Source organism: Flavobacterium sp. 21.1 (assembly GCF_057801535.1).
The window spans coordinates 493,311-512,158 of sequence record NZ_JBYNXA010000005.1 but is presented as its reverse complement, the minus strand read 5'-3'; the positions used below and the strand labels follow the sequence as shown (position 1 = coordinate 512,158).

17 protein-coding genes are annotated in these 18,848 nt (G+C 37.2%); 8 read left to right on the top strand and 9 right to left on the bottom strand.

What is annotated here, in order from left to right:
* Positions 1-13: 13 nt before the first annotated feature.
* The 4 genes from AC3E9U_RS14360 to AC3E9U_RS14345 form a co-directional block, all read right to left on the bottom strand.
* Positions 14-211 (bottom strand): hypothetical protein, encoded by a 198-nt coding sequence (locus AC3E9U_RS14360; RefSeq protein WP_488747609.1) that lies wholly within the window; start codon positions 209-211, stop codon positions 14-16.
* A gap of 133 nt (positions 212-344) precedes the next feature.
* The gene (mnmC2, locus tag AC3E9U_RS14355; RefSeq protein WP_488747608.1) at positions 345-1,010 is read right to left on the bottom strand and encodes a tRNA (5-methylaminomethyl-2-thiouridine)(34)-methyltransferase MnmC2; all 666 of its coding nucleotides are present in this window, start codon (positions 1,008-1,010) and stop codon (positions 345-347) included.
* A gap of 2 nt (positions 1,011-1,012) precedes the next feature.
* On the bottom strand, positions 1,013-1,456 hold the full coding sequence (locus AC3E9U_RS14350) for a hypothetical protein (RefSeq protein ID WP_488747607.1): 444 nt from the start codon (positions 1,454-1,456) through the stop codon (positions 1,013-1,015).
* Positions 1,456-1,953, bottom strand: coding sequence for a DUF4920 domain-containing protein (locus tag AC3E9U_RS14345; RefSeq protein WP_488747606.1), 498 nt, complete (start codon positions 1,951-1,953; stop codon positions 1,456-1,458). Before AC3E9U_RS14345 ends, AC3E9U_RS14350 begins: the two co-directional genes overlap by 1 nt.
* Before the next feature lie 302 nt (positions 1,954-2,255).
* Between AC3E9U_RS14345 and AC3E9U_RS14340 the strand changes: the two genes are divergently transcribed.
* On the top strand, positions 2,256-3,323 hold the full coding sequence (locus tag AC3E9U_RS14340) for a branched-chain amino acid aminotransferase (RefSeq protein WP_488747605.1): 1,068 nt from the start codon (positions 2,256-2,258) through the stop codon (positions 3,321-3,323).
* 165 nt (positions 3,324-3,488) lie between these two features.
* On the opposite strand, the gene AC3E9U_RS14335 is transcribed toward AC3E9U_RS14340, so the two are convergent.
* Positions 3,489-3,872: a pyrophosphohydrolase domain-containing protein gene (locus AC3E9U_RS14335; protein ID WP_367230379.1), complete on the bottom strand. Its 384-nt coding sequence runs from the start codon at positions 3,870-3,872 to the stop codon at positions 3,489-3,491.
* Between the two features lie 302 nt (positions 3,873-4,174).
* Between AC3E9U_RS14335 and AC3E9U_RS14330 the strand changes: the two genes are divergently transcribed.
* Positions 4,175-5,251 carry an SRPBCC family protein gene (locus AC3E9U_RS14330; RefSeq protein ID WP_488747604.1) on the top strand — a complete coding sequence of 359 codons (1,077 nt, stop codon included), beginning with the start codon at positions 4,175-4,177 and terminating at the stop codon, positions 5,249-5,251.
* 49 nt (positions 5,252-5,300) lie between these two features.
* Here AC3E9U_RS14330 and AC3E9U_RS14325 read toward each other — a convergent pair whose 3' ends face one another.
* The 3 genes from AC3E9U_RS14325 to AC3E9U_RS14315 all read right to left on the bottom strand — a co-directional run bounded on the left by AC3E9U_RS14325 (position 5,301) and on the right by AC3E9U_RS14315 (position 7,543).
* A complete protein-coding gene (locus AC3E9U_RS14325) occupies positions 5,301-6,017 on the bottom strand; it encodes a tRNA threonylcarbamoyladenosine dehydratase (RefSeq protein ID WP_488747603.1) in 717 nt (238 codons plus the stop codon).
* Between the two features lie 50 nt (positions 6,018-6,067).
* The gene (locus tag AC3E9U_RS14320; protein WP_488747602.1) at positions 6,068-6,703 is read right to left on the bottom strand and encodes a TatD family hydrolase; all 636 of its coding nucleotides are present in this window, start codon (positions 6,701-6,703) and stop codon (positions 6,068-6,070) included.
* 249 nt (positions 6,704-6,952) lie between these two features.
* Positions 6,953-7,543 (bottom strand): DUF1684 domain-containing protein, encoded by a 591-nt coding sequence (locus AC3E9U_RS14315; protein WP_488747601.1) that lies wholly within the window; start codon positions 7,541-7,543, stop codon positions 6,953-6,955.
* Positions 7,544-7,651: 108 nt separating this feature from the next.
* Here AC3E9U_RS14315 and AC3E9U_RS14310 point away from each other — a divergent pair, with 108 nt between their 5' ends.
* The 6 genes from AC3E9U_RS14310 (at position 7,652) to AC3E9U_RS14285 (ending at position 17,434) form a co-directional block, all read left to right on the top strand.
* Positions 7,652-8,869 (top strand): MFS transporter, encoded by a 1,218-nt coding sequence (locus tag AC3E9U_RS14310; protein WP_488747600.1) that lies wholly within the window; start codon positions 7,652-7,654, stop codon positions 8,867-8,869.
* A gap of 85 nt (positions 8,870-8,954) precedes the next feature.
* Positions 8,955-10,565 carry a tetratricopeptide repeat protein gene (locus AC3E9U_RS14305; RefSeq protein WP_488747599.1) on the top strand — a complete coding sequence of 537 codons (1,611 nt, stop codon included), beginning with the start codon at positions 8,955-8,957 and terminating at the stop codon, positions 10,563-10,565.
* A gap of 265 nt (positions 10,566-10,830) precedes the next feature.
* Entirely contained in the window at positions 10,831-12,489 is a 1,659-nt protein-coding gene (locus AC3E9U_RS14300; protein ID WP_488747598.1) for a T9SS type A sorting domain-containing protein, read from the top strand.
* Between the two features lie 445 nt (positions 12,490-12,934).
* Positions 12,935-13,294: a BlaI/MecI/CopY family transcriptional regulator gene (locus AC3E9U_RS14295; RefSeq protein ID WP_488747597.1), complete on the top strand. Its 360-nt coding sequence runs from the start codon at positions 12,935-12,937 to the stop codon at positions 13,292-13,294.
* A 4-nt stretch (positions 13,295-13,298) separates the two neighbouring features.
* On the top strand, positions 13,299-15,278 hold the full coding sequence (locus AC3E9U_RS14290) for a M56 family metallopeptidase (RefSeq protein ID WP_488747596.1): 1,980 nt from the start codon (positions 13,299-13,301) through the stop codon (positions 15,276-15,278).
* 482 nt (positions 15,279-15,760) lie between these two features.
* Positions 15,761-17,434 carry a T9SS type A sorting domain-containing protein gene (locus AC3E9U_RS14285; RefSeq protein ID WP_488747595.1) on the top strand — a complete coding sequence of 558 codons (1,674 nt, stop codon included), beginning with the start codon at positions 15,761-15,763 and terminating at the stop codon, positions 17,432-17,434.
* A 231-nt stretch (positions 17,435-17,665) separates the two neighbouring features.
* On the opposite strand, the gene AC3E9U_RS14280 is transcribed toward AC3E9U_RS14285, so the two are convergent.
* A complete protein-coding gene (locus tag AC3E9U_RS14280; RefSeq protein ID WP_488747594.1) occupies positions 17,666-18,844 on the bottom strand; it encodes an efflux RND transporter periplasmic adaptor subunit in 1,179 nt (392 codons plus the stop codon).
* Positions 18,845-18,848: the final 4 nt, after the last annotated feature.

Sequence of the window (18,848 nt, the reverse complement as noted above, 5' to 3'; positions counted from 1 at the left end):
CCGAAGCTCCTCTTTATTCATTTATATAAACTAAACATTGCTGTAATTCTGGTTTTTCTTTTGTAAAGCTGATCAACCATTCCGTTAATTGCTCTATTTCATAAGGTAACAGTATTTTAATGGCTTTTTCTAATTCTTTACAAAACAATATTGGGTCAAAACTTACTCGCTCTAAGATAGATTTGGCGTAAGCATAATTCGATCTTGACATAATTGCAACTAATATAATTTAAAGGTTAATAGGATAAGAACTTATTAGTAAAATTATAAAAATATTTTATTATTATTTAAGTTTAAATTAATTATTTATTAACATTGAATAAATATCACAATATTTTAACAATCTATACTTTTTTAACAGAACGTAACATTTCACGTTTACCTGGAGGCCCTTGCAACTTCTCGACTTTAAAACCAGCCTCCAACATCGCTCTTTTAATAGGACCTCTGCATGCATAGGTTACAAGAACGCCGTTTTCCTTTAAAGCAGCAAACATTCTTCTGAAAATCTCCACCGACCAAAGCTCCGGCTGGTACTGAAATCCGAACGCATCAAAGTAAATCAAATCAAAGCAATCCTGATCATGGATTTCATTAAAAAACTGTTTCCTTTTTGTTAATGCAAATCCGTCGGAAAGTGCTGTTTTCTGTCCCCATTCACTGCTATGCATTTGTTTAAATTCCGTATCGTACTGATTAGCATCTAATTGCGAAACATAATTCAGTTTTTCAACTTCTTCCGGTAAAATCGGGTAAGCTTCCACTCCGACATAATCAATGTTTTGGTGGAAATTTTTTCCTTCCAGAAAAGTTATGAAAGCATTCAAACCGGTACCGAATCCAATTTCTAAAATAGCAACGGACTGTTCCTTAAAAAGTGACAGTCCGTTTTTTATAAATACATGTTTTGCTTCCTGAATAGCGCCGTGTTTCGAATGATAGGTTTCCCCCCACTCTTCCATCAGTAAAGAGGAAGAACCGTCTTCCGTCTGAATAATTTTTCGTTTCAACGTTATTCTATATATAGTTTCTTAATTCTCGGAATTGGTCCACCGCATTTCACTTGGTGACAGCTTAGACAAGCGTCTACTCCATTATTAAAATGTTCTTTAGCGTTTGCCGGATCCTGATAAATCAATTCCTGTGCTTTGATGAACTTCCTAGCTTGTTCTTTAAAGAAATCGTCATTTTCCTTGTCATCCGTCATCACAGCTTTATGAATCTTTAAAAAATGCTGAGGAAACTGTCCGATTGTGTCACCATTTTTAATACGGTCTTTCAATAGCTGATTTTCAACATACATCTGTTCCATCAGCATGGACATCTCCGACATCTCATACATTTTGAAATCCTTCTTTTCAGAAGTTTCCTTTTTTGTTTCAGCTTTAGCTTCTTCTTTCTTCACACAGGAAAAAAGAAAACCCGAAAGCACAAGTAACACAATTATTTTCTTCATTATCTAGCGATTAAAACACCATCAGCCATAAAAGAATAAGTAACTTTCGGCGTGGTAATGCTGTCAATTGCAGCCTGGGATTTACCGGCATCTTTAGCGTAATGCTTCTGTTCATCAATTGACTCTACACTCACAAAAGCTTTTCCGTTAACAATCGCTTCCTGCTTTGCAGCATTCATCGGAACAAAGAAGGCATAATCTTTGAATTTTACAAAAGTCTCATTCCCTTCCGCTAATTCCAAGGACATCCAGCAGCCTTTTTTCTGGCATACCTCATTAATATTCGATTTAAACTTAACATTAAGCGTATCTCCTTCTTTCAGATCTTTAAACTTAGAAAACATTTCTTCTTTTGTTAATACCTGAGTATCAGATATACTGTCACCAAAAACAGCATAATCCACTTTTTTTACTTCGGCTATTTTCTCTTCATTCTGTTTCTTATTACAACTTATAAAAGCCACAGCTGAAAAAGCTAAAATGACAACTTTTTTCATAATAATTCTATTTTCGACTTAATTTATAATTTCCAAAAGAAACAAATTAATATTGAACGGCAAAATGCACAATGGAGATTTTCTGTTTATTTGATTAAAATAGTGCTTTTTGATATTATTTTTTGAATTATTAAAAACAAATTGGCAAATCCTTAATAAATTACACTATTTTTAATACAACGTTAAAAAAGGTTCATTTTTTTGTTAGTTTTGCAAGGACACAACGAGTTTATTAGTAATAATAAAATTATGATTTTACTAATAACCAACGTTTTAGTGTTTTTAATATTAATTTTTATTCAATGGAATTAACAGCTATCGACAACATTAAAATTGTTACGGCAAAAGAATCAAAAATTACTTCGGTTGATTTTGATAACTTAACTTTCGGAAATGTGTTCACAGACCATATGTTGGTTTGCGATTACGACAATGGCGAATGGGGACAACCTGAGATTAAACCTTATGAACCGTTTACCATGGACCCGTCTTCCCGTGTTTTCCACTACGGACAGGCTATTTTTGAAGGAATGAAAGCCTATAAAGACGAAAACGATGATGTTTGGTTGTATCGTCCGGATCAGAACTACGAAAGATTCAACAAGTCGGCAGTACGTTTAGCGATGCCTGAGATTCCTGAAGAAATTTTTATTGATGCATTGAAAAAGCTGATCGAAATCGAGCAAAAATGGGTTAAAAAAGGAAAAGGGAATTCATTATACATCAGACCGTTCATGATCGCTACAGGTCACGGTGTGGTAGCTTCTCCTTCTAACCAATACCGTTTTTGCGTAATTCTTTCTCCTGCCAGCGCTTATTATTCAGGAGAAGTAAAAGTTGTAATTGCCGACCATTACAGTCGTGCGGCAAACGGAGGAATCGGTGCTGCAAAAGCGGCAGGAAACTACTCTGCACAATTCTACCCGACGAAATTGGCAAATCAGGAGGGATTCCAACAGATTATCTGGACAGACGATGCTACGCATACTATGTTAGAGGAAGCTGGAACCATGAATGTTTTCTTCAGAATTAACGATACCTTATATACAGCTCCTGCAAGCGAAAGAATCCTTGATGGTGTTACACGTAAAAGTATCATTGATCTTGCGAAACGTGACGGAATCAATATCGAAGTAAGACCGGTTTTGGTTTCAGAAATCGTGGAAGCTGCTGAAAAAGGAACTTTGAAAGAAATCTTCGGAGCAGGAACTGCTGCGGTTGTTAGTCCGATTTGCGGATTCTCGTACCAAGATACTTATTATGAATTACCAAAAATCGAAAATTCATACGCGTCCGAGATAAAAGACAAGCTGACAAACATTCAATACAATCTTGCTGAAGATACTTTCGGCTGGACAGTGAAGGTTTAGTTTAGTAGAAGGCAGACAGCAGAGGGCAGATTGCAGAAAATAAAGTTTGTACCTAACAGCCAACAAATTATATAAAACAAAAAAAAGGGATTCAAAACTTGAGTCCCTTTTTTATATTTTCAACATTCTGCTTTCTGCCTTCTGACATTTGTCTTCTGCTTTCTACTACTTCAATATCTCCTCAAAATTAGGCTTAAAGTAATTCGGACCTTTCATTACTTTTCCGTCTTCACGGTAAATCGGTTTTCCGTCTTCGCCTAATTTACTCATATTACTGCGTTGGATTTCGTCGAAAACTTCTTCTATTTTGTGTTGTAATCCGTGTTCTAAGATCGTTCCGCATAAAATGTACAGCATATCCCCTAAAGCATCGGCAATTTCCACAACATCATTATTCTGAACCGCCTCAAGATATTCTTCGTTTTCCTCTTTCATCAGATTGAAACGCAGCATGTTCTTCTGTTCTCCCAAATCGCCTTTTGGCGAAAAATTTACGCCTAAACCAAAGGCTTCGTGAAATTCTTTTACGGAATTAATTTGTTTTTGCATACTCATAAAATTTGTTCGGGAAATTAAATAAAATAATTTTCAAAAAACTAATTTTGCATAAATTTTCAAATTATGTTTTCACCAGGTCAGCTGTATTTCGCCCTTTTCTTTGTTATTGTATTTGTATCAGTTATGATTTATGTATACAGAAAAGATCTGGCATTACATAAAATACACTACAAAGGCAGTTTATGGATTCTCTTTTTCTTCCTGCTTTTTATAGGAATTTTATTTATAATCAAATTAGTACTGAAAGAATAAATATCCTTATATTTGAAAATTATCATAATTAGAATAAAATTATGCGAATTTTAAAGTACATATTTCTCCTTATACTTCTTGCTCTTATTGCCATTACCGTTTATATCGGCACCCAAAACGGACAGTTTGATATTAAACGCAGTAAAGTTATTAATGTTTCCCAACCCGTTTTATATAGCTATATCGACGACTATAAAAACTGGGAAGACTGGGGCCCGTGGGCTGAAGAAGATAAATCCATTCAATATTCTTATGCCGAAAGAACACACGGCTTGGGAGCTTCTTTTTCATGGGTTGGAAAAGAAGGTGAAGGTCGTATGAAAACGGTTAAAACTATAGAAAACGACAGTATTTTCCAGAAAATCTATTTTGAAGGAGGCGAACCCAATGACATTATCTGGGGTTTTCAAAAAGCAGGTAACGGCACTAAAGTAACCTGGCAAATGAAAGGAAAAATGGATTTCATGATGAAATTTTTCTCATTCTTTCAGGGCGGTGTTGAAAACATGATGGCTCCAATGTTTGAAAAAGGGTTAAATAATATTGACAACTTACTGGTAAAAGAACTGAAAACCTATACGGTAAAAGTAAATGGTTTGACGCGTAAAGCGGGGGTTTATTATATCAAGCAAACAGTAACCTGTAAAATTTCGTCTTTGAGTAAAAATATGGGAATCATGTTCCGTAAGATCACCAAATTTGCAAAAGACAACAATATTACAGTTAATGGTTCTCCGTTTGCCATTTATGAGAAATATGATGCCGAAAGAGGAATCACAACCTTCTCTACCTGTTTACCAATCGTTGAAGAAATTTTTACTTCGGAAGGGAGCGACATCGAAGGTGGACGTTTTTATTCCTACTTAGCATTAAAAACTACGCTTACCGGCGATTACTCGCATAGTAAAGATGCATGGGATAAAGCCTACGCTGAAATTGCTAAACACAGATGGATGCAGGATCGTACCGGAAAATATATAGAAGTATATAAAGTTGGGGCAAACCAAACCAGAAAAGCTTCTCAATGGGTTACCGAAATTTACATTCCGATTGTTGAAAAAGCCAAACCAATTGAAATCCCAACCGCGTTAAAAGACTCAACTCAGGTTACACAATAAAAAAAGTCCCTTAATTGGGACTTTTTCTTTATACCTATTTTGACTTTACTTAGTCTTTCAGTAATTGTTTGATGACCGTTTCTGCGGCATGCAATCCAAATAAAGCAGGCATCCAACTGTTTGTTCCAAAGAACGATTTCTTAAAATTGGTGCCGTCGGTCATTTTCAAACTGCTTTGATCAGGCTTTTCTGTTGAGAAAACAGCCTTCACCCCTGTTGAAATCCCTTCTTTTTTCAAACGCTTACGGATTACTTTAGCTAGCGGACAAACATCTGTTTTACTAATATCTTTTACCACCACTTTGCTGGCAAGCATTTTTCCGCCAGCGCCCATGTTGCTTATCACTTTTACTTTTTTACGCTTAGCGGCAAGGATCAGATTTAATTTTGGTGTAATACTGTCGATACAATCCAAAACATAATCATACTCAGGGGTAACTAGTTCAAATGCTCTTTCCGGAGACAAAAATTCCTGAATTCTTGTTAACTTCAATTCCGGATTGATGTCCATTAAACGATCACCCACAATTTTTACTTTTGGTTGCCCCACCGTCGAATGCAAAGCCGGCAACTGACGGTTAACGTTGGTAATATCTACCGTATCTCCGTCAACGATTGTCATCTTACCAACACCTGCTCTGGCAATAAATTCTGCTGCGAAGGAACCAACTCCTCCCATTCCTACTACCAGTACATTGGAATTTTTTAATTTTTCTAATCCTTCTTTCTTAAATAATAATTCTGCTCTTTCTGTCCATTCTGCCATCTTAATTCATTTTGCGTAATGCGATGCCGGTCGAAAAACCGGTCAGACCATTACAGGTTAAAAACTAACTTAAAATTATCCGTGATAATTTGTTCCACATCAGTGTTCTTTACTGATGCAGCCTTTATGTAAACATCGTTGATGCTTTCTTCAATAGTGTCGGTCTCCAGAAAAAACCGATTATTCGGAACGTTTTCAAAAACAGAAGCCAGTTCCGGATTACGAAGTAAATACTTCCCAAACGACAAATAAAAGCCGTTATCCAAAAGCGATTTGGCAACCTGCCAGTTTTTAGAAAACCCGTGAATAATCATCGGGACTTCGATTTTTAATCGCTTTTTGATTTCGATTACTTCCTGATACGCGGAAACGCAGTGCAAAATTACTGGTTTTTGGTGTTTTACCGCTAAAGCCAGTTGCTTTTCAAAAACGGCTTTCTGAATATCCAAAGGCGTCTCGATACGTTTGTCCAAACCGCACTCGCCTAAAGCAAGACAATTATTCAGTTGGAGCTTTTCATCTATAATCTTCAAATATTCCTCCACTCTCTGCATATCAATGTACCAGGGATGAATTCCAATCGAAAAAAAACGAACGGACGCATCAAACTCATTCGGATATTGATTGACAATTTCCAGAACGTCTTCCTGATTCGTACTTTTATGCGTATGGATGTTATATTTCACTTTTACTATTTGGAACGCGAATGAAACAGATGTTGGCAACGCGGATTTTTACAGATTTTAAATAGGGAACTCCCTTTTCCCTTTTCCCTTCTGCCTTCTAATTTCTAATTGATTGGAACGCAGATTATACGGATGCAGTCAACGCGGATTTTTACGGATTTTAAATAGGGATCTCCCTTTTTCTCTATTCTATTTTCTATTTTCTCTTTTCCCTTCTGCCTTCTGCCTTCTGCTACCTAATTTCTATAACTACTCATGGAACTTCTTCACGCCAGCTCTTACTTCCACTTTTAGATCATTTTCCTTTGGAGGAATCGGACAGGAATATCCTTCGTTATAAGCACAATACGGATTATAAGCCTGATTAAAATCCAATGTCATAGTTTCACTTTCAGAGGCTTCCAAATCAATATAGCGTCCTCCCCCATAACTTTCAACTCCCGAAGTCAAATCGGTAAACGGTAAAAACAGATAATTTTTAAATTTCTCCTGCTTTGACAAATCGATACTTTGATATACGTTCAGCTTGCATTCTTTTCCTTTCAACACAAAATTCAATTCACCATATTTTACGTATAAAGGTGTTCTGCTTCCGGTCGTTTTCATTGCAAACGGTTTTTCTTTCGGAGTTCTGACCAATTTGGCTTGTACACAGAAACTCATATCGATAGTATAAAAATCAAGCGCTTTAAAATGTTCTAAATCTGATTTTTTGAGCGGACTTTCCTTTTCATCGGAATATTCTTTATTAAGTTGCAACTGATAAGCCTTGGCGTTTTCTACATTACACTGCGCTGAAGCAATCATTGGAAACAAGACAATCAAAAGTAATCTTCTCATTTTTTGACTTTTTTACAAAAGTACTTAAAATTTTATTCTAAAAATTCACATTCATTTAACAGCGACCAGCGCAATAAGATTAGTAAATTTGCACTTAACATTTTAAGTATGTTCCTACAAGCCGTTTCGCGATATATAAATAATTACCGAGGATTTTCAAGAGAAATCTGGATTCTCACGCTGGTTACTTTTATCAACAGAGCCGGAACGATGGTACTTCCCTTTTTATCTAAATACCTGAAAGAAGATTTGCATTTTTCTTATGATCAGGTGAAATGGATCTTGGTTTGCTTTGGAATCGGTTCGATGATAGGCTCTTGGCTGGGCGGAAAACTTTCTGATAAAATAGGCTTTTACAAGATTATGATCTTCAGCTTATTTACCAGTGGAATAGCATTTATAGCACTGCAATATGTAACAAGTTTTGAAGGCCTTTGTGTAGCCATGTTTTCCATTATGGTGATTGCCGATATGTTCCGGCCGGCCATGTTCGTTTCCTTAAACGTTTATGCAAAACCTGAAAACAGAACCAGAGCCTTGACACTGGTAAGACTGGCAATCAATCTGGGATTTGCCGCAGGTCCGGCTATTGGTGGCTTCATCATTGTAACCGGAGGCTATGGAGGTCTTTTTTGGGTTGATGGTTTGACGTGTATGCTGGCGATAACTATTTTCGGATTGTTGGTTAAAGAGAAGAAAAAAGCACCGCTGACTGTTAAATTAATGGATCAACAACCCAACAAGTCCGTATTTACCGATGCTCCGTTTTGGATTTTCCTTAGTATTTGCATGGTTTCAGGGATTTTGTTTTTCCAACTCTTTACAACGCTACCACTATATCACAAGATACAATTTGATTTAAGCGAATTTCAGAGCGGCTTGTTGCTGATGCTGAACGGACTAATCATTTTCTTTTCCGAAATGGCCGTTGTGAGTTATGTGGAGCGAAAGCAGATTGACAAAGTAAAAGTAGTTACATACGGATTACTTGCCATGACAATAAGCATGTACCTGTTACTCCTTAATTTCTGGGCAAGTATATTGGTAGTGATGATGATTTTTATGAGTTTTGGAGAAATGTTTGCTTTTCCTTTTTCCAATTCCTTTGCCATGAGCCGGGCTCCTAAAGGACAGGAAGGCCGCTATATGGCAATTTTTACGATGACTTACAGTTTGGCTCATATCCTGAGTTCTAATATCGGTTTGGAAATTGTTGACCTAAAAGGTTATCAGGCCAATTGGTTTTTTATGGGGTCACTTGGAGTCGTGGCGTTAATTCTGTGTCTTTATTTACGAAAATTACTTTCTGAGGAAAATTCCGGATGATCAATTTTTGAATCTTTTTTGTATTCCCGGATTTCGTGCCTTTTTAATAAGGAAAGTAGTAATTTAGTGCTAAATTAAAATCGGTATGCGAAAAGTTCTGTTTTTACTACTTTTTTGGAGTTCCACCATCGTTGCTCAAAATGACGTCGGAAAATTATTGGACAGTCTCATCGTGAGCTTACCGGATCAGGAAAAAGCCAGGATCTCCCTGAAAATTGCCAGCGAATTAAAAAACTCCGACTGGAAAAGGTCTTTACATTATATTGAATATTCGGAAAAGCTTGTAAAAAATATAGATTCCGATGAAATTACCGCTGAAAACAACGAAAGGATTGCTGACATCTACAATGAGAAAGATGCGTTTGACATTGCCCTGACTTATTATCTGAAAGCTTATGAATATTATCAGGAAAAAAATGTGGGTGAAAAAAAGTATCACTTGGAAAACTCATTGGCCATCATCTATGCACGATTAAACAATAAAGCAAAAGCAATGTATTATTTTAATAATGTGCTGAAGCATCATCGGAAAAAAAAGAACACTATTTTCATAGCCAAAGCGCTAAACAACATTGGAACTTTATACATGAGCAACGGTATTTTAGACAGTGCTATGGTTAACTTTAAAGAATCCCTGAAACTTTCACAACAACTACACGACGAAAAACTAAAGGCTATTTTATACAATAATCTCGGACTATGTTATACCCACCTGAATGATTTTAAGGAGGCGAAAAGTTATTTCGATAAATCCATTGCTGCTGCCGGGGAAAAAACCGACGACAAAAACAAAGCCTGGATCTACAACTCTATTTCAAAACTGTATTTATTAAAAAAACAGCCAGATTCCGCACTCTTTTATGCTCAAAAAGCCGCCGCGTTATTAAAAGATGAAAAGTACAGTTTTGAAAATAAGAACGCTCTGATTAATATTTACAAATCCTACCTCTTAAAAGGAGAATATAAAAATGCGGCCAACTATTTTGAAACTTACGACCAGATTCGTGACAGCCTGAACATTGAAGGGAAAGCCATGAATGTTGAAAAATTAAAACTGGAGCAACAATATAAGGAAAATGAAGAGGTACGATTACTAAAAGAGAGTCAGGAAAACTTCCGGTATTATATTATCGGACTGAGTCTTATTGCTTCCATGCTGGTACTTTCCATTTTACTGATCAAATACAGAAATAGGCTAACTAATGCGCGTTTGGAAAAAGATTTAGTCGAGTCTAAACAGAAGGAGTTGGATGCGAATCTGGAGCTCAAGAATAAAGAACTGATCACCCATTCCATGATGGAAATTCAGAGGGCAGAAATCATTGAACAAATCATAGACGATTTAAAAGAACTAAAATTACAGTCCCCTAAAAGGGAAACAATACAAACCATTGACATGATCATTAAACAATTGGGTAAAAGGGACAATAATAGCCTATGGGAAGAATTTGAACTGCATTACAGACATGTGAACGAATCGTTCTACAATATCCTGAATGAAAAACATCCGGAATTAACTTACCGGGATAAGCGACTTTGTGCTTTATTGAAACTCAATTTAACCACCAAAGAGATTGCGCAGATTACAGGCCAATCGATAAAATCGCTTGAAAATGCACGAACCAGATTGAGAAAAAAACTAAACCTGACCAATACAAATCTTGATTTAGTCACCTATTTGGTCAATCTGAATTAAAAGTTTTCCAGATTCAATACAATTATCACTCTAAAAAGCGTACTTTAAAAACAACATCAAAACACCTTTAAAATCAGGTGTTTATAAAAAAATGAGTGGTAAATAAGTGTAGAAATAAACAGCATGAGTAGTTTATAGAGGCTTCAAAAATAGTGTCGGATATAGTGATTAAGTAATTTTGACTTACCAAAAATTCACGAGGATATCTGAATTACAATCAAAAAATTATAACGATTCTATTTTTCAACCTAAAACTTTTTATGCAATGAAAAAAATTACTTTTCAATTACTATTCCTGATTTCTTTTCTGACCGTAAATGCCCAATGGACCACTGACACTGCAGTGAATACATTAGTAGCCGATGTGGTCAATTTTGATCAGCAAGTTGTCAAATGTCCAAACGGAAGTACGTTTGTGGTATTCTGGAAATCAGTGGCTGCACCTGTTAATTTTGAATTAAGAGTGCAGTTATTAGACGCCAATGGTGTTCAGCAATTCGGAACAGAAGGTATGTTGATCAGCAATACGATTCCAATGTCTACTTCTACCGTTATCATGAAAGTAGCAGGTGATTCAAAAAACAACCTTTACGTGGGCGTGACCGGAACTTCAAATACAGCGGGACAACCTATTTTTGCCTATAAAATAAGCCAGACAGGCGCAATGCTATGGGGCGCTAACGGAATAAGCGTCGGAAACGGTTATTTACCTGTAATCCTTCCTTTAGAATATGACAACGATAATGTGATGATTCACTATATGCCTTCTGCCGGAGGACCATCTAAATTACAAAAATACACTGCCGTTGGAATCCCGGTTTGGGCAGCACCGGTTAATGTACTTTCTGATAATCCGGCGTCTATTACTACTCCGGGAACGCTTTTTGAATTGTCAAATCAACAGGTTATGGTCGTATTCCATAAAAAAGGAACAGGTGTGACAAGTAATCTTTTTGCACAAAAATTTGATACCAATGGTGTTGCACAATGGGTAGCACCTACCCAATTAGCAAGCAAAACTACATCTTATAATAACATGAACTATAATGGTACTCAGGATGGCGATGTGGTTTATTATGGTTTTTCCGGAAATACGGGAACAAGAGCCGACTCATTTGTACAAAGAATCAATCCTGACGGTACTATACCTTGGGGCATCAATGGTGTAGATTTCGATACCAATGCAACTCTTTATGAAACGGATACTAAGATTGCCTTTAGTCCAGGTTCACAGTATGTTTGGGCAATATCTAGTTACACCCCTTCTACGCAAGACCTTAGAGGTGAATATGTTCAGAAATTTGATAAAACTACCGGAGCCAGACAGTTTACCACTAATGCCAAACAGGTTTTTGCCGTAGACAGCAACATGAGAACACATTCCGGCAGCCTGCAGTTAATTAACGACACGCCTTTCTTCCTAATTACGGAAGGCAATAATAATGGAGTAAACCCCGTACCTCTCAAAGCCGTTCTTTTGGATTCTAATGGTGATTTTGTATGGCCCGGACAATCGCTTCCCGTAGCCACTTTTAGTGCTCCAAAATTAAATATAACTTTAACAAAACCTGTCAACAATAATGAAGCAATTGTTGTTTTCACTGAACCTAAAGTCAGTGGACAGAATAGAATTTATGCTCAGAAATTTATCTTACCAACACTTGGCGTTAACGATTTTACAGCTGCAGCAAATGCCTTAATGCTATATCCAAATCCTGCGAGCAGTTTCTTTAACATTAAAACAGACTCGACCATTAAATCTATTTCGGTTTATAACACTTTAGGGCAAAAGGTATTCGGTAAGGAAACTATAGATTCAATAGAATTAAACATACCAATCCAAAGCTGGTCAAGAGGTTTATATACAATCAATGTTGAAACCACCGACAACCAAACCGTGTCAAAAAAACTAATGAAAGAATAACCAAACACTTAACTATCACTTTTTTTGGTAGGCACGCCAAATAAGCCCTATCATAGCAATCCCGATTCGTCGGGATTTTTTTTTATTAAAAGGTCACTTGGAGTAATTGAACGTGTCCAATCTTGGATAATTTTTGCAGTTGGTCGAAAAAACACTTAACAAATAAGTTAATTAACAAATTAGTAATCAGTGGTTTCATTACTTTTACCCTCTCCAAATCTGTTAATAAAACTATAAAATTAGTTTGTTAACTATAAAAATAGTTGCGTAACTAAAAATATAGTTGTACGTTTGTTCTGTGCTTGAGTTAGTAGCCTGCACGTCCGCGTTAGGGATAGGAGCGGCATCCTGTTATTGTGAGATTGCTTTGCAAGCTCGCAATAACAGATACAGCGGATAGCCCGGCCCTTGTGGAAACGCCCAATTAATTTAGAAGAAACGAATCATGCAAAAGTTAACCAACAAAGAAGAAGAAGTAATGCACATTTTATGGAAGCTGGAAAAAGCCTTTGTAAAAGAAGTGATGGCTGAAATCAAAGAAGACCAGCCGCATTACAATACCTTGTCTACGATCATACGAAATCTGGAAGAGAAAGGATATGTTTCACACAATGCGTTTGGAAACACGCACCAGTACTTCCCTATCGTAACGAAAGAAGATTACCGTAAAGGGTTTATGAATACAGCTATTGAACATTATTTCAATAACTCTTACAAAAGTATGGTTTCCTTTTTCGCTAAGGAAGAGAAGATCAGTGCGAAAGAATTGCGCGAGATTTTAGAGATGATCGAACAAAAAAAATAAGCCTATGGAAGCTTTAGGAATTTATCTGCTGAAAGTGAGTGCCTTGATGGGTGTATTCTATCTGGCGTACATTTTATTCCTTCGAAAAGAAACCTTTTTTAATTCGAACCGATGGTTTTTACTGGCAGGTTTGGTAACGTCAATGGCCTTACCGTTTATAACCTATACCAAAATTATCTGGGTTGATCCTGTTCCGGTTGCCCCTTATGATTCAGTAGCCATACCTGAAAATTATATGCCCGTTCCGGAACCGGCTTTTGAAATCAACTGGTTTATGGTTTTGGCCGTACTGTATGGCATCGGGATGACTGTTTTCTTTATAAAATTCATCATAGACTGTATTACCATCAAACAAATCATTGAAAAACCAAAGTCCATCAGAAAAAATGATTTCTATTTAATTGATACGGAAAAAGTCCAATCACCTTTTTCATTCTTTAACTACATCGTTTATAATTCGGCGCTTTTGAAAGAAGAAGAACTCGAGAACATTCTGCACCACGAAAAAGTGCACAGTGCGCAGAAACATTCTTTGGACATGCTTGTAGCTCAGGTATTCTGCATCGCCTTTTGGTTTAATCCGATCATATGGATGTACAAAAAGGCCATCGCACAAAACCTTGAATTCATTGCCGATGCCGAAGCTACCAAAATTGTGGACGACGTTAAAGCGTATCAGAAAACCTTATTAAAAGTAACAATGCAGTCACAATGCATTGCAATCACCAATCCATTTTATCAATCATTAATCAAAAAACGAATTGTTATGTTAAACAAAAATCAATCAGACAAGAAGAATTCCTGGAAGTATCTTTTGGTCCTACCCCTACTGGTTTTCTTCATGTTCCAGTTCCAAATGCGCGTATTAGCTCAGGAGAAAACCTACCCGAGAACAGAAAAACGCCAGGATTCAAGACAGGTAATCTCTGTGGTCATTGACAAAAACACTACAGATGCCGAAATCAAAAAAGATATTGAAACACTGAAAAAAGATTTCGGTGTGACTTTGAAAGTGTCTAAGATCAAACGAAACGGTAATGGGGAAATTACCGGTATTAAAGTTGATTTTAAAGACACAGACGGCAGAAAAGGAACTTCACAAACCCAAAGCGACGCACCGATTCAGCCAATTCGTTTCTTCAAAGAAATAAATGAAGACGGTAAGAGTGCCATTGGGTTCGGACATCCAAAAGGAAGAGAGCCAAAAGAAGGCCTTGCGAGAGTGAAAAGAATCAAACACATCAGTGAAGACGGTGAAGATGTTCAGGTAATTGTTGAAGGTGACGATGCCGATTTTGAGTGGGCCAATAATTTCGATTTCGATTTTGACTTCGATATGCCTTCCCCACCGGATGCACCGGACGCGCCTGGAGCACTCGATGTACCAAGCCCTCCCGATGCACCGGCTGCACCCGGAGCTCCTAGAGCACCAAGAGCACCTAAAATGATGAAGAAAAATGTAACTATCAAAACTGATGGCAACAAAAAAGAAGTTTGGGTTAACGGTGAAAAAGTGACCGAAGAGATTTTAGGCGACATGGATATGGAGGAATTAGACAATGTATATGTTTATAACTCCAAAGGGCCTAAAGGACCAAAAGGACCAAAAGGGCCTAAAGGACACAAATTCATGACCAGTGATCAAAGAGTTGAAGTAATCAATGACGGAGACAAAAAGATCATTGTTGTAACCAAAGGTGAAGACGGAAAAACGACAAGAACGGTTCAAACCATTGACGTCAAAAAAATAAATGACGATGTCAAAGCTGAAATGGAACGCGTTCGCCCTGAAATCGAAAAGGCTCAAAAAGAAGCAATGAAAGCATCCATGGAAGCCAGAAAAGAGGCAATGGAAGCTAGAAAAGAAGCCATGAAACAACGTGAAGAAGCCTTAAAAGCCAGAGAAAAAGCTTTAGAAGAAAGAGAAAAAGCTTTAGAAGAAGCTCAAAAAGCGAAAGAAGAGGCTCTTAAAAACAAAAAATAAAGTTTACAATACAAATCATCAATCATCACCCGAGGCATTTGATATTAAGAAAATTAATTGGAGTGCAGCGGAAAATCAAAATCAGAAAGACGGTCTCCATTGGGGGCCGTTTTTTTTTATAGGTAATGTAAAGTAGTGCTTGCTTCAATATCTCAATCGAATATCTTTTTGTGACACGTATTTCGTGATGAAAATTGTGTAACAAAATAGTTGTCACAAAATAGTTGCTCAAAGTCAGGAGAATTTCGTAACTAAAATATAAAGCATTATAAACCTTACAGTATCATCCAAAAAATCGGGAAAAATCACCTCTATTTTGGGACATAATTTTTTACAATCCTAAAACTAAACCTTTCATTATCACCTACATAGAAATATTTATCACAAAAATAAAATGATTTGTGTGAAACAGCTGGGGCCCTCCAAAAAAAGATTTTCAAGTACTACTTTAGTACAAATTCTAACCAAATAAAATTTTTTTTATGAAAAGAACAGTACTCTATTCTTCTTTCATTGTCCTGTCATCCTTGTTTTCACAAAAGACAATCGGACAAAATCTTACACCACTTCCAATTTCGAGTGGATTTAATGCGGATGTGATTGCCAATGGCGTTGGATCGTCTTCCATTTCAACAAGTACCGATGTGGATGGCGTAAGTTTTGCCTTCGTTTCCAGGGACTTTCAGTTAACTTCGGGCAGCACTGCATTAACGTACGGACTTCCTGCAAACGGACTTATTACCAGTGCAGTAGCTTCACCGTCCGGGCTAACCTATCAACTGGCTTCGTACAGCGGAAACAATTCGCTACGACTGCAAAACACAAGTGACAGCGGAACTTTAGTATTAACTACTCCTTTAGCGGCTGTCAATTTATACATGCTGGCAACAGGAGGAAGCGGTGCCACTGTGGTAAGCGTAACAGCTAACTTTACAGATGCAACAAGCGAAACTTTCACAGGTCTAAACATCGCGGATTGGTATAACGGTACCAATTTTGCCATCCAGGGAATCGGAAGAATCAACAGAACTAACGACGTTCTGGAAACAGGCGGGGGAACCAATCCAAGACTTTATCAGATTCCAATGGCCATTAGTGCGGCTAATCAATCCAAGCTGATACAAAGTATTACGGTTACCAAAACCGGAACAGGCGGAATACCAAACATCTTTGCATTTTCTGCTGATGCATATACAAGCTGTCCCGGACCAACAAACATTACGTATGTATCCTCTAATGACGGTGGAACTTTTAACTGGACTGCACCAGCAAGTGCTCCTGCGTCAGGATATCAGTATTACTACAGCACTTCAGCGACACCTCCAACAGCTTCAACTACTCCAATGGGAAGTACAGCAGCCGGTGTAACTACACTTACCCTTACAGGACTTAACTTAGGTACGACGTACTATCTTTGGGTTAGATCAAACTGCGGTTCAGAACAAGGTTTCTGGCAAATGAAAATGTTTACAACAGGGCAAATCAACACTATTTATGCAGGAGGAGATATTAACACACTATATACCTCATCAGCGACTGTAACCACTACAACAACTTGTCCGGGTACATTATCCATTACGGTTCCGGCAGGGTACGAAATTGGTTCAACTGATGTTTCTTATTCGATGACAACGGCAAGTAATGGTTATAAGAGTGAGCAAAGAAGTATTTTGGTGTGTACAAACAACAATACTACTGAAACAGCTGTTAGTTCCGGAGTGGGTAGTACCACAGGAACGCATTCTTATAACAGAACCGGTTTAACTCTTGCTAACGGACAGACCGGAACTGTTAATTTTGAACTTAGAGCTTGGAGAACCTACGGTGGTACTGGCTGTAATGCAACCTACAATAAAGTAGATAACAACTCCTGGAAAGTAACTGTTACTCTTGTACCGGTTAATTTGGCTACAGCAAATGCGACAGCTCCTGAAAAAATAAAAGTGTATCCGACTCCGTTTACAGACAGAATTCATATTGACAGAGCGAACGAAGTAAAAACTTTAGCAGTTACAGATCTTACAGGAAAGACGGTAAAAACCATTCAACAGCCTCAAAATGAAATTTATTTAGGTGATTTGAAAGCAGGTGTATACTTCCTTACCATGACAATGCATGACGATAGTGTGACGATCGCTAAAACAATAAAGAACTAAATTGGTTACTAAATTGGTTTAAAAAATGAGGCTTGAATGGCCTCATTTTTTTTTAAACATACTACTTGACTACAAATTTCATAATAATGTGATACCCTAGTTATTAACATGCTTTCATTTACTATTAAATACTGAAAATCATCATCCGTTAAAATCAAAAAGACCATCTCGGCTGAGACAGTCTTTTTTTTTAATTCTTGAATTGCATTTAGTAGAAAATTTAATACCTAATTAATGCTCATGTCCACCGCCACCTTTCATCGTGGACAGCAAATAAAAAGCACCTTTAACTACAACTTTCGCATCGTCCGGAATTTCTTCCGTCAATTTTACTTCAGTGTAACCCATATCTGTGGGGCCCGGCACTACTTCCAATGCCCTGAAATGTACTTCAGAATAAGTTTCTTTCCCTTTAGCACGACCGTCTTCCTGGATAAAAATAAAATATTTATCTCCGTTGCGAACCACAGCATCTTTGGGAAGCGAAGGAACTGTATTATTGCTAATGTTGATGTTTGCCGAAACATACATTCCGGAAATCAGCCCTTTTGTGTCTTCAGGATTAATTTTAGCATGAACAGCAACCGATTTACTTTCATTGGAAAACGATTTGTTTACACCAAAGATCTTCCCTTTAATGGTTTTGTTGGATTGATTGGTTAAAACAAAATCTACAGTCTGACCAATTGCAATAGTTCCCAAATCTTTTTCGTAAACATTTAAATCTAAGTGCATTTGCGTATTATCGACAACTTCTATAAGCGTTATTCCAGTCGCTGCAAATGCACCTTTGTTAATGCTGATTTTGCCCACGTAACCGCTGATAGGTGAAACTATAGGTATCAAAGAAGTGCTGCTTTTTGGATTAACATTGATAGCTTGTAACTTAGTTTTGGCAGCTTGCGCCTTAGCCCTTTCAACTGCTAATTTCGATTTAATTTCCTGAAATACCTTTCTTGGATTTATATCTTCGTCAGAAAGTGTTTTTTGTCTGTTGTATTCCAATTGGAGATACTCGATGTTGGCGATCGCGGAATTGTAATCTTCCTGCATCTGCACAACATCCAAATTCTGTAACGTTGCCAAGACCTTACCTTTGTTCACATAGGTCCCTTCCAAAACGAAAATATCTTTTACAACACCTGAAATCAGTGTTGATATACTTGCCGAGTTTTGAGGTGGTACCGCGGTGTAACCATTTGCTTTGATTATTGTATTCAGGTTCCTGTTTTCAATTGAACCGGTAACAATCCCAACTGTTTTGAATTGAGCCTCTGTTAAAGCGACTTCGCCTTCGGTTTTTTCTTCTTTATGTTCTGCGCTCGTTTTTTTATCGGAACAGGAAAACATTACAAATGAAGAAGCCAATGCAGCCAATAAAATGGGCCTTATTTTTTTATATTTTGTCATTACG

What these genes read in the sequence shown, in the direction of transcription:
- AC3E9U_RS14285 (WP_488747595.1), top strand. Translation starts at nt 15,761, where the DNA reads ATGAAAAGAACAGTACTCTATTCTTCTTTCATTGTCCTGTCATCCTTG.
- AC3E9U_RS14350 (WP_488747607.1), bottom strand. Translation starts at nt 1,456, where the DNA reads ATGAAGAAAATAATTGTGTTACTTGTGCTTTCGGGTTTTCTTTTTTCC.
- AC3E9U_RS14335 (WP_367230379.1), bottom strand. Translation starts at nt 3,872, where the DNA reads ATGCAAAAACAAATTAATTCCGTAAAAGAATTTCACGAAGCCTTTGGT.
- AC3E9U_RS14290 (WP_488747596.1), top strand. Translation starts at nt 13,299, where the DNA reads ATGGAAGCTTTAGGAATTTATCTGCTGAAAGTGAGTGCCTTGATGGGT.
- AC3E9U_RS14330 (WP_488747604.1), top strand. Translation starts at nt 4,175, where the DNA reads ATGCGAATTTTAAAGTACATATTTCTCCTTATACTTCTTGCTCTTATT.
- AC3E9U_RS14345 (WP_488747606.1), bottom strand. Translation starts at nt 1,953, where the DNA reads ATGAAAAAAGTTGTCATTTTAGCTTTTTCAGCTGTGGCTTTTATAAGT.
- AC3E9U_RS14340 (WP_488747605.1), top strand. Translation starts at nt 2,256, where the DNA reads ATGGAATTAACAGCTATCGACAACATTAAAATTGTTACGGCAAAAGAA.
- AC3E9U_RS14280 (WP_488747594.1), bottom strand. Translation starts at nt 18,844, where the DNA reads ATGACAAAATATAAAAAAATAAGGCCCATTTTATTGGCTGCATTGGCT.
- AC3E9U_RS14295 (WP_488747597.1), top strand. Translation starts at nt 12,935, where the DNA reads ATGCAAAAGTTAACCAACAAAGAAGAAGAAGTAATGCACATTTTATGG.
- AC3E9U_RS14360 (WP_488747609.1), bottom strand. Translation starts at nt 211, where the DNA reads ATGTCAAGATCGAATTATGCTTACGCCAAATCTATCTTAGAGCGAGTA.
- AC3E9U_RS14305 (WP_488747599.1), top strand. Translation starts at nt 8,955, where the DNA reads ATGCGAAAAGTTCTGTTTTTACTACTTTTTTGGAGTTCCACCATCGTT.
- AC3E9U_RS14310 (WP_488747600.1), top strand. Translation starts at nt 7,652, where the DNA reads ATGTTCCTACAAGCCGTTTCGCGATATATAAATAATTACCGAGGATTT.
- AC3E9U_RS14315 (WP_488747601.1), bottom strand. Translation starts at nt 7,543, where the DNA reads ATGAGAAGATTACTTTTGATTGTCTTGTTTCCAATGATTGCTTCAGCG.
- AC3E9U_RS14300 (WP_488747598.1), top strand. Translation starts at nt 10,831, where the DNA reads ATGAAAAAAATTACTTTTCAATTACTATTCCTGATTTCTTTTCTGACC.
- AC3E9U_RS14325 (WP_488747603.1), bottom strand. Translation starts at nt 6,017, where the DNA reads ATGGCAGAATGGACAGAAAGAGCAGAATTATTATTTAAGAAAGAAGGA.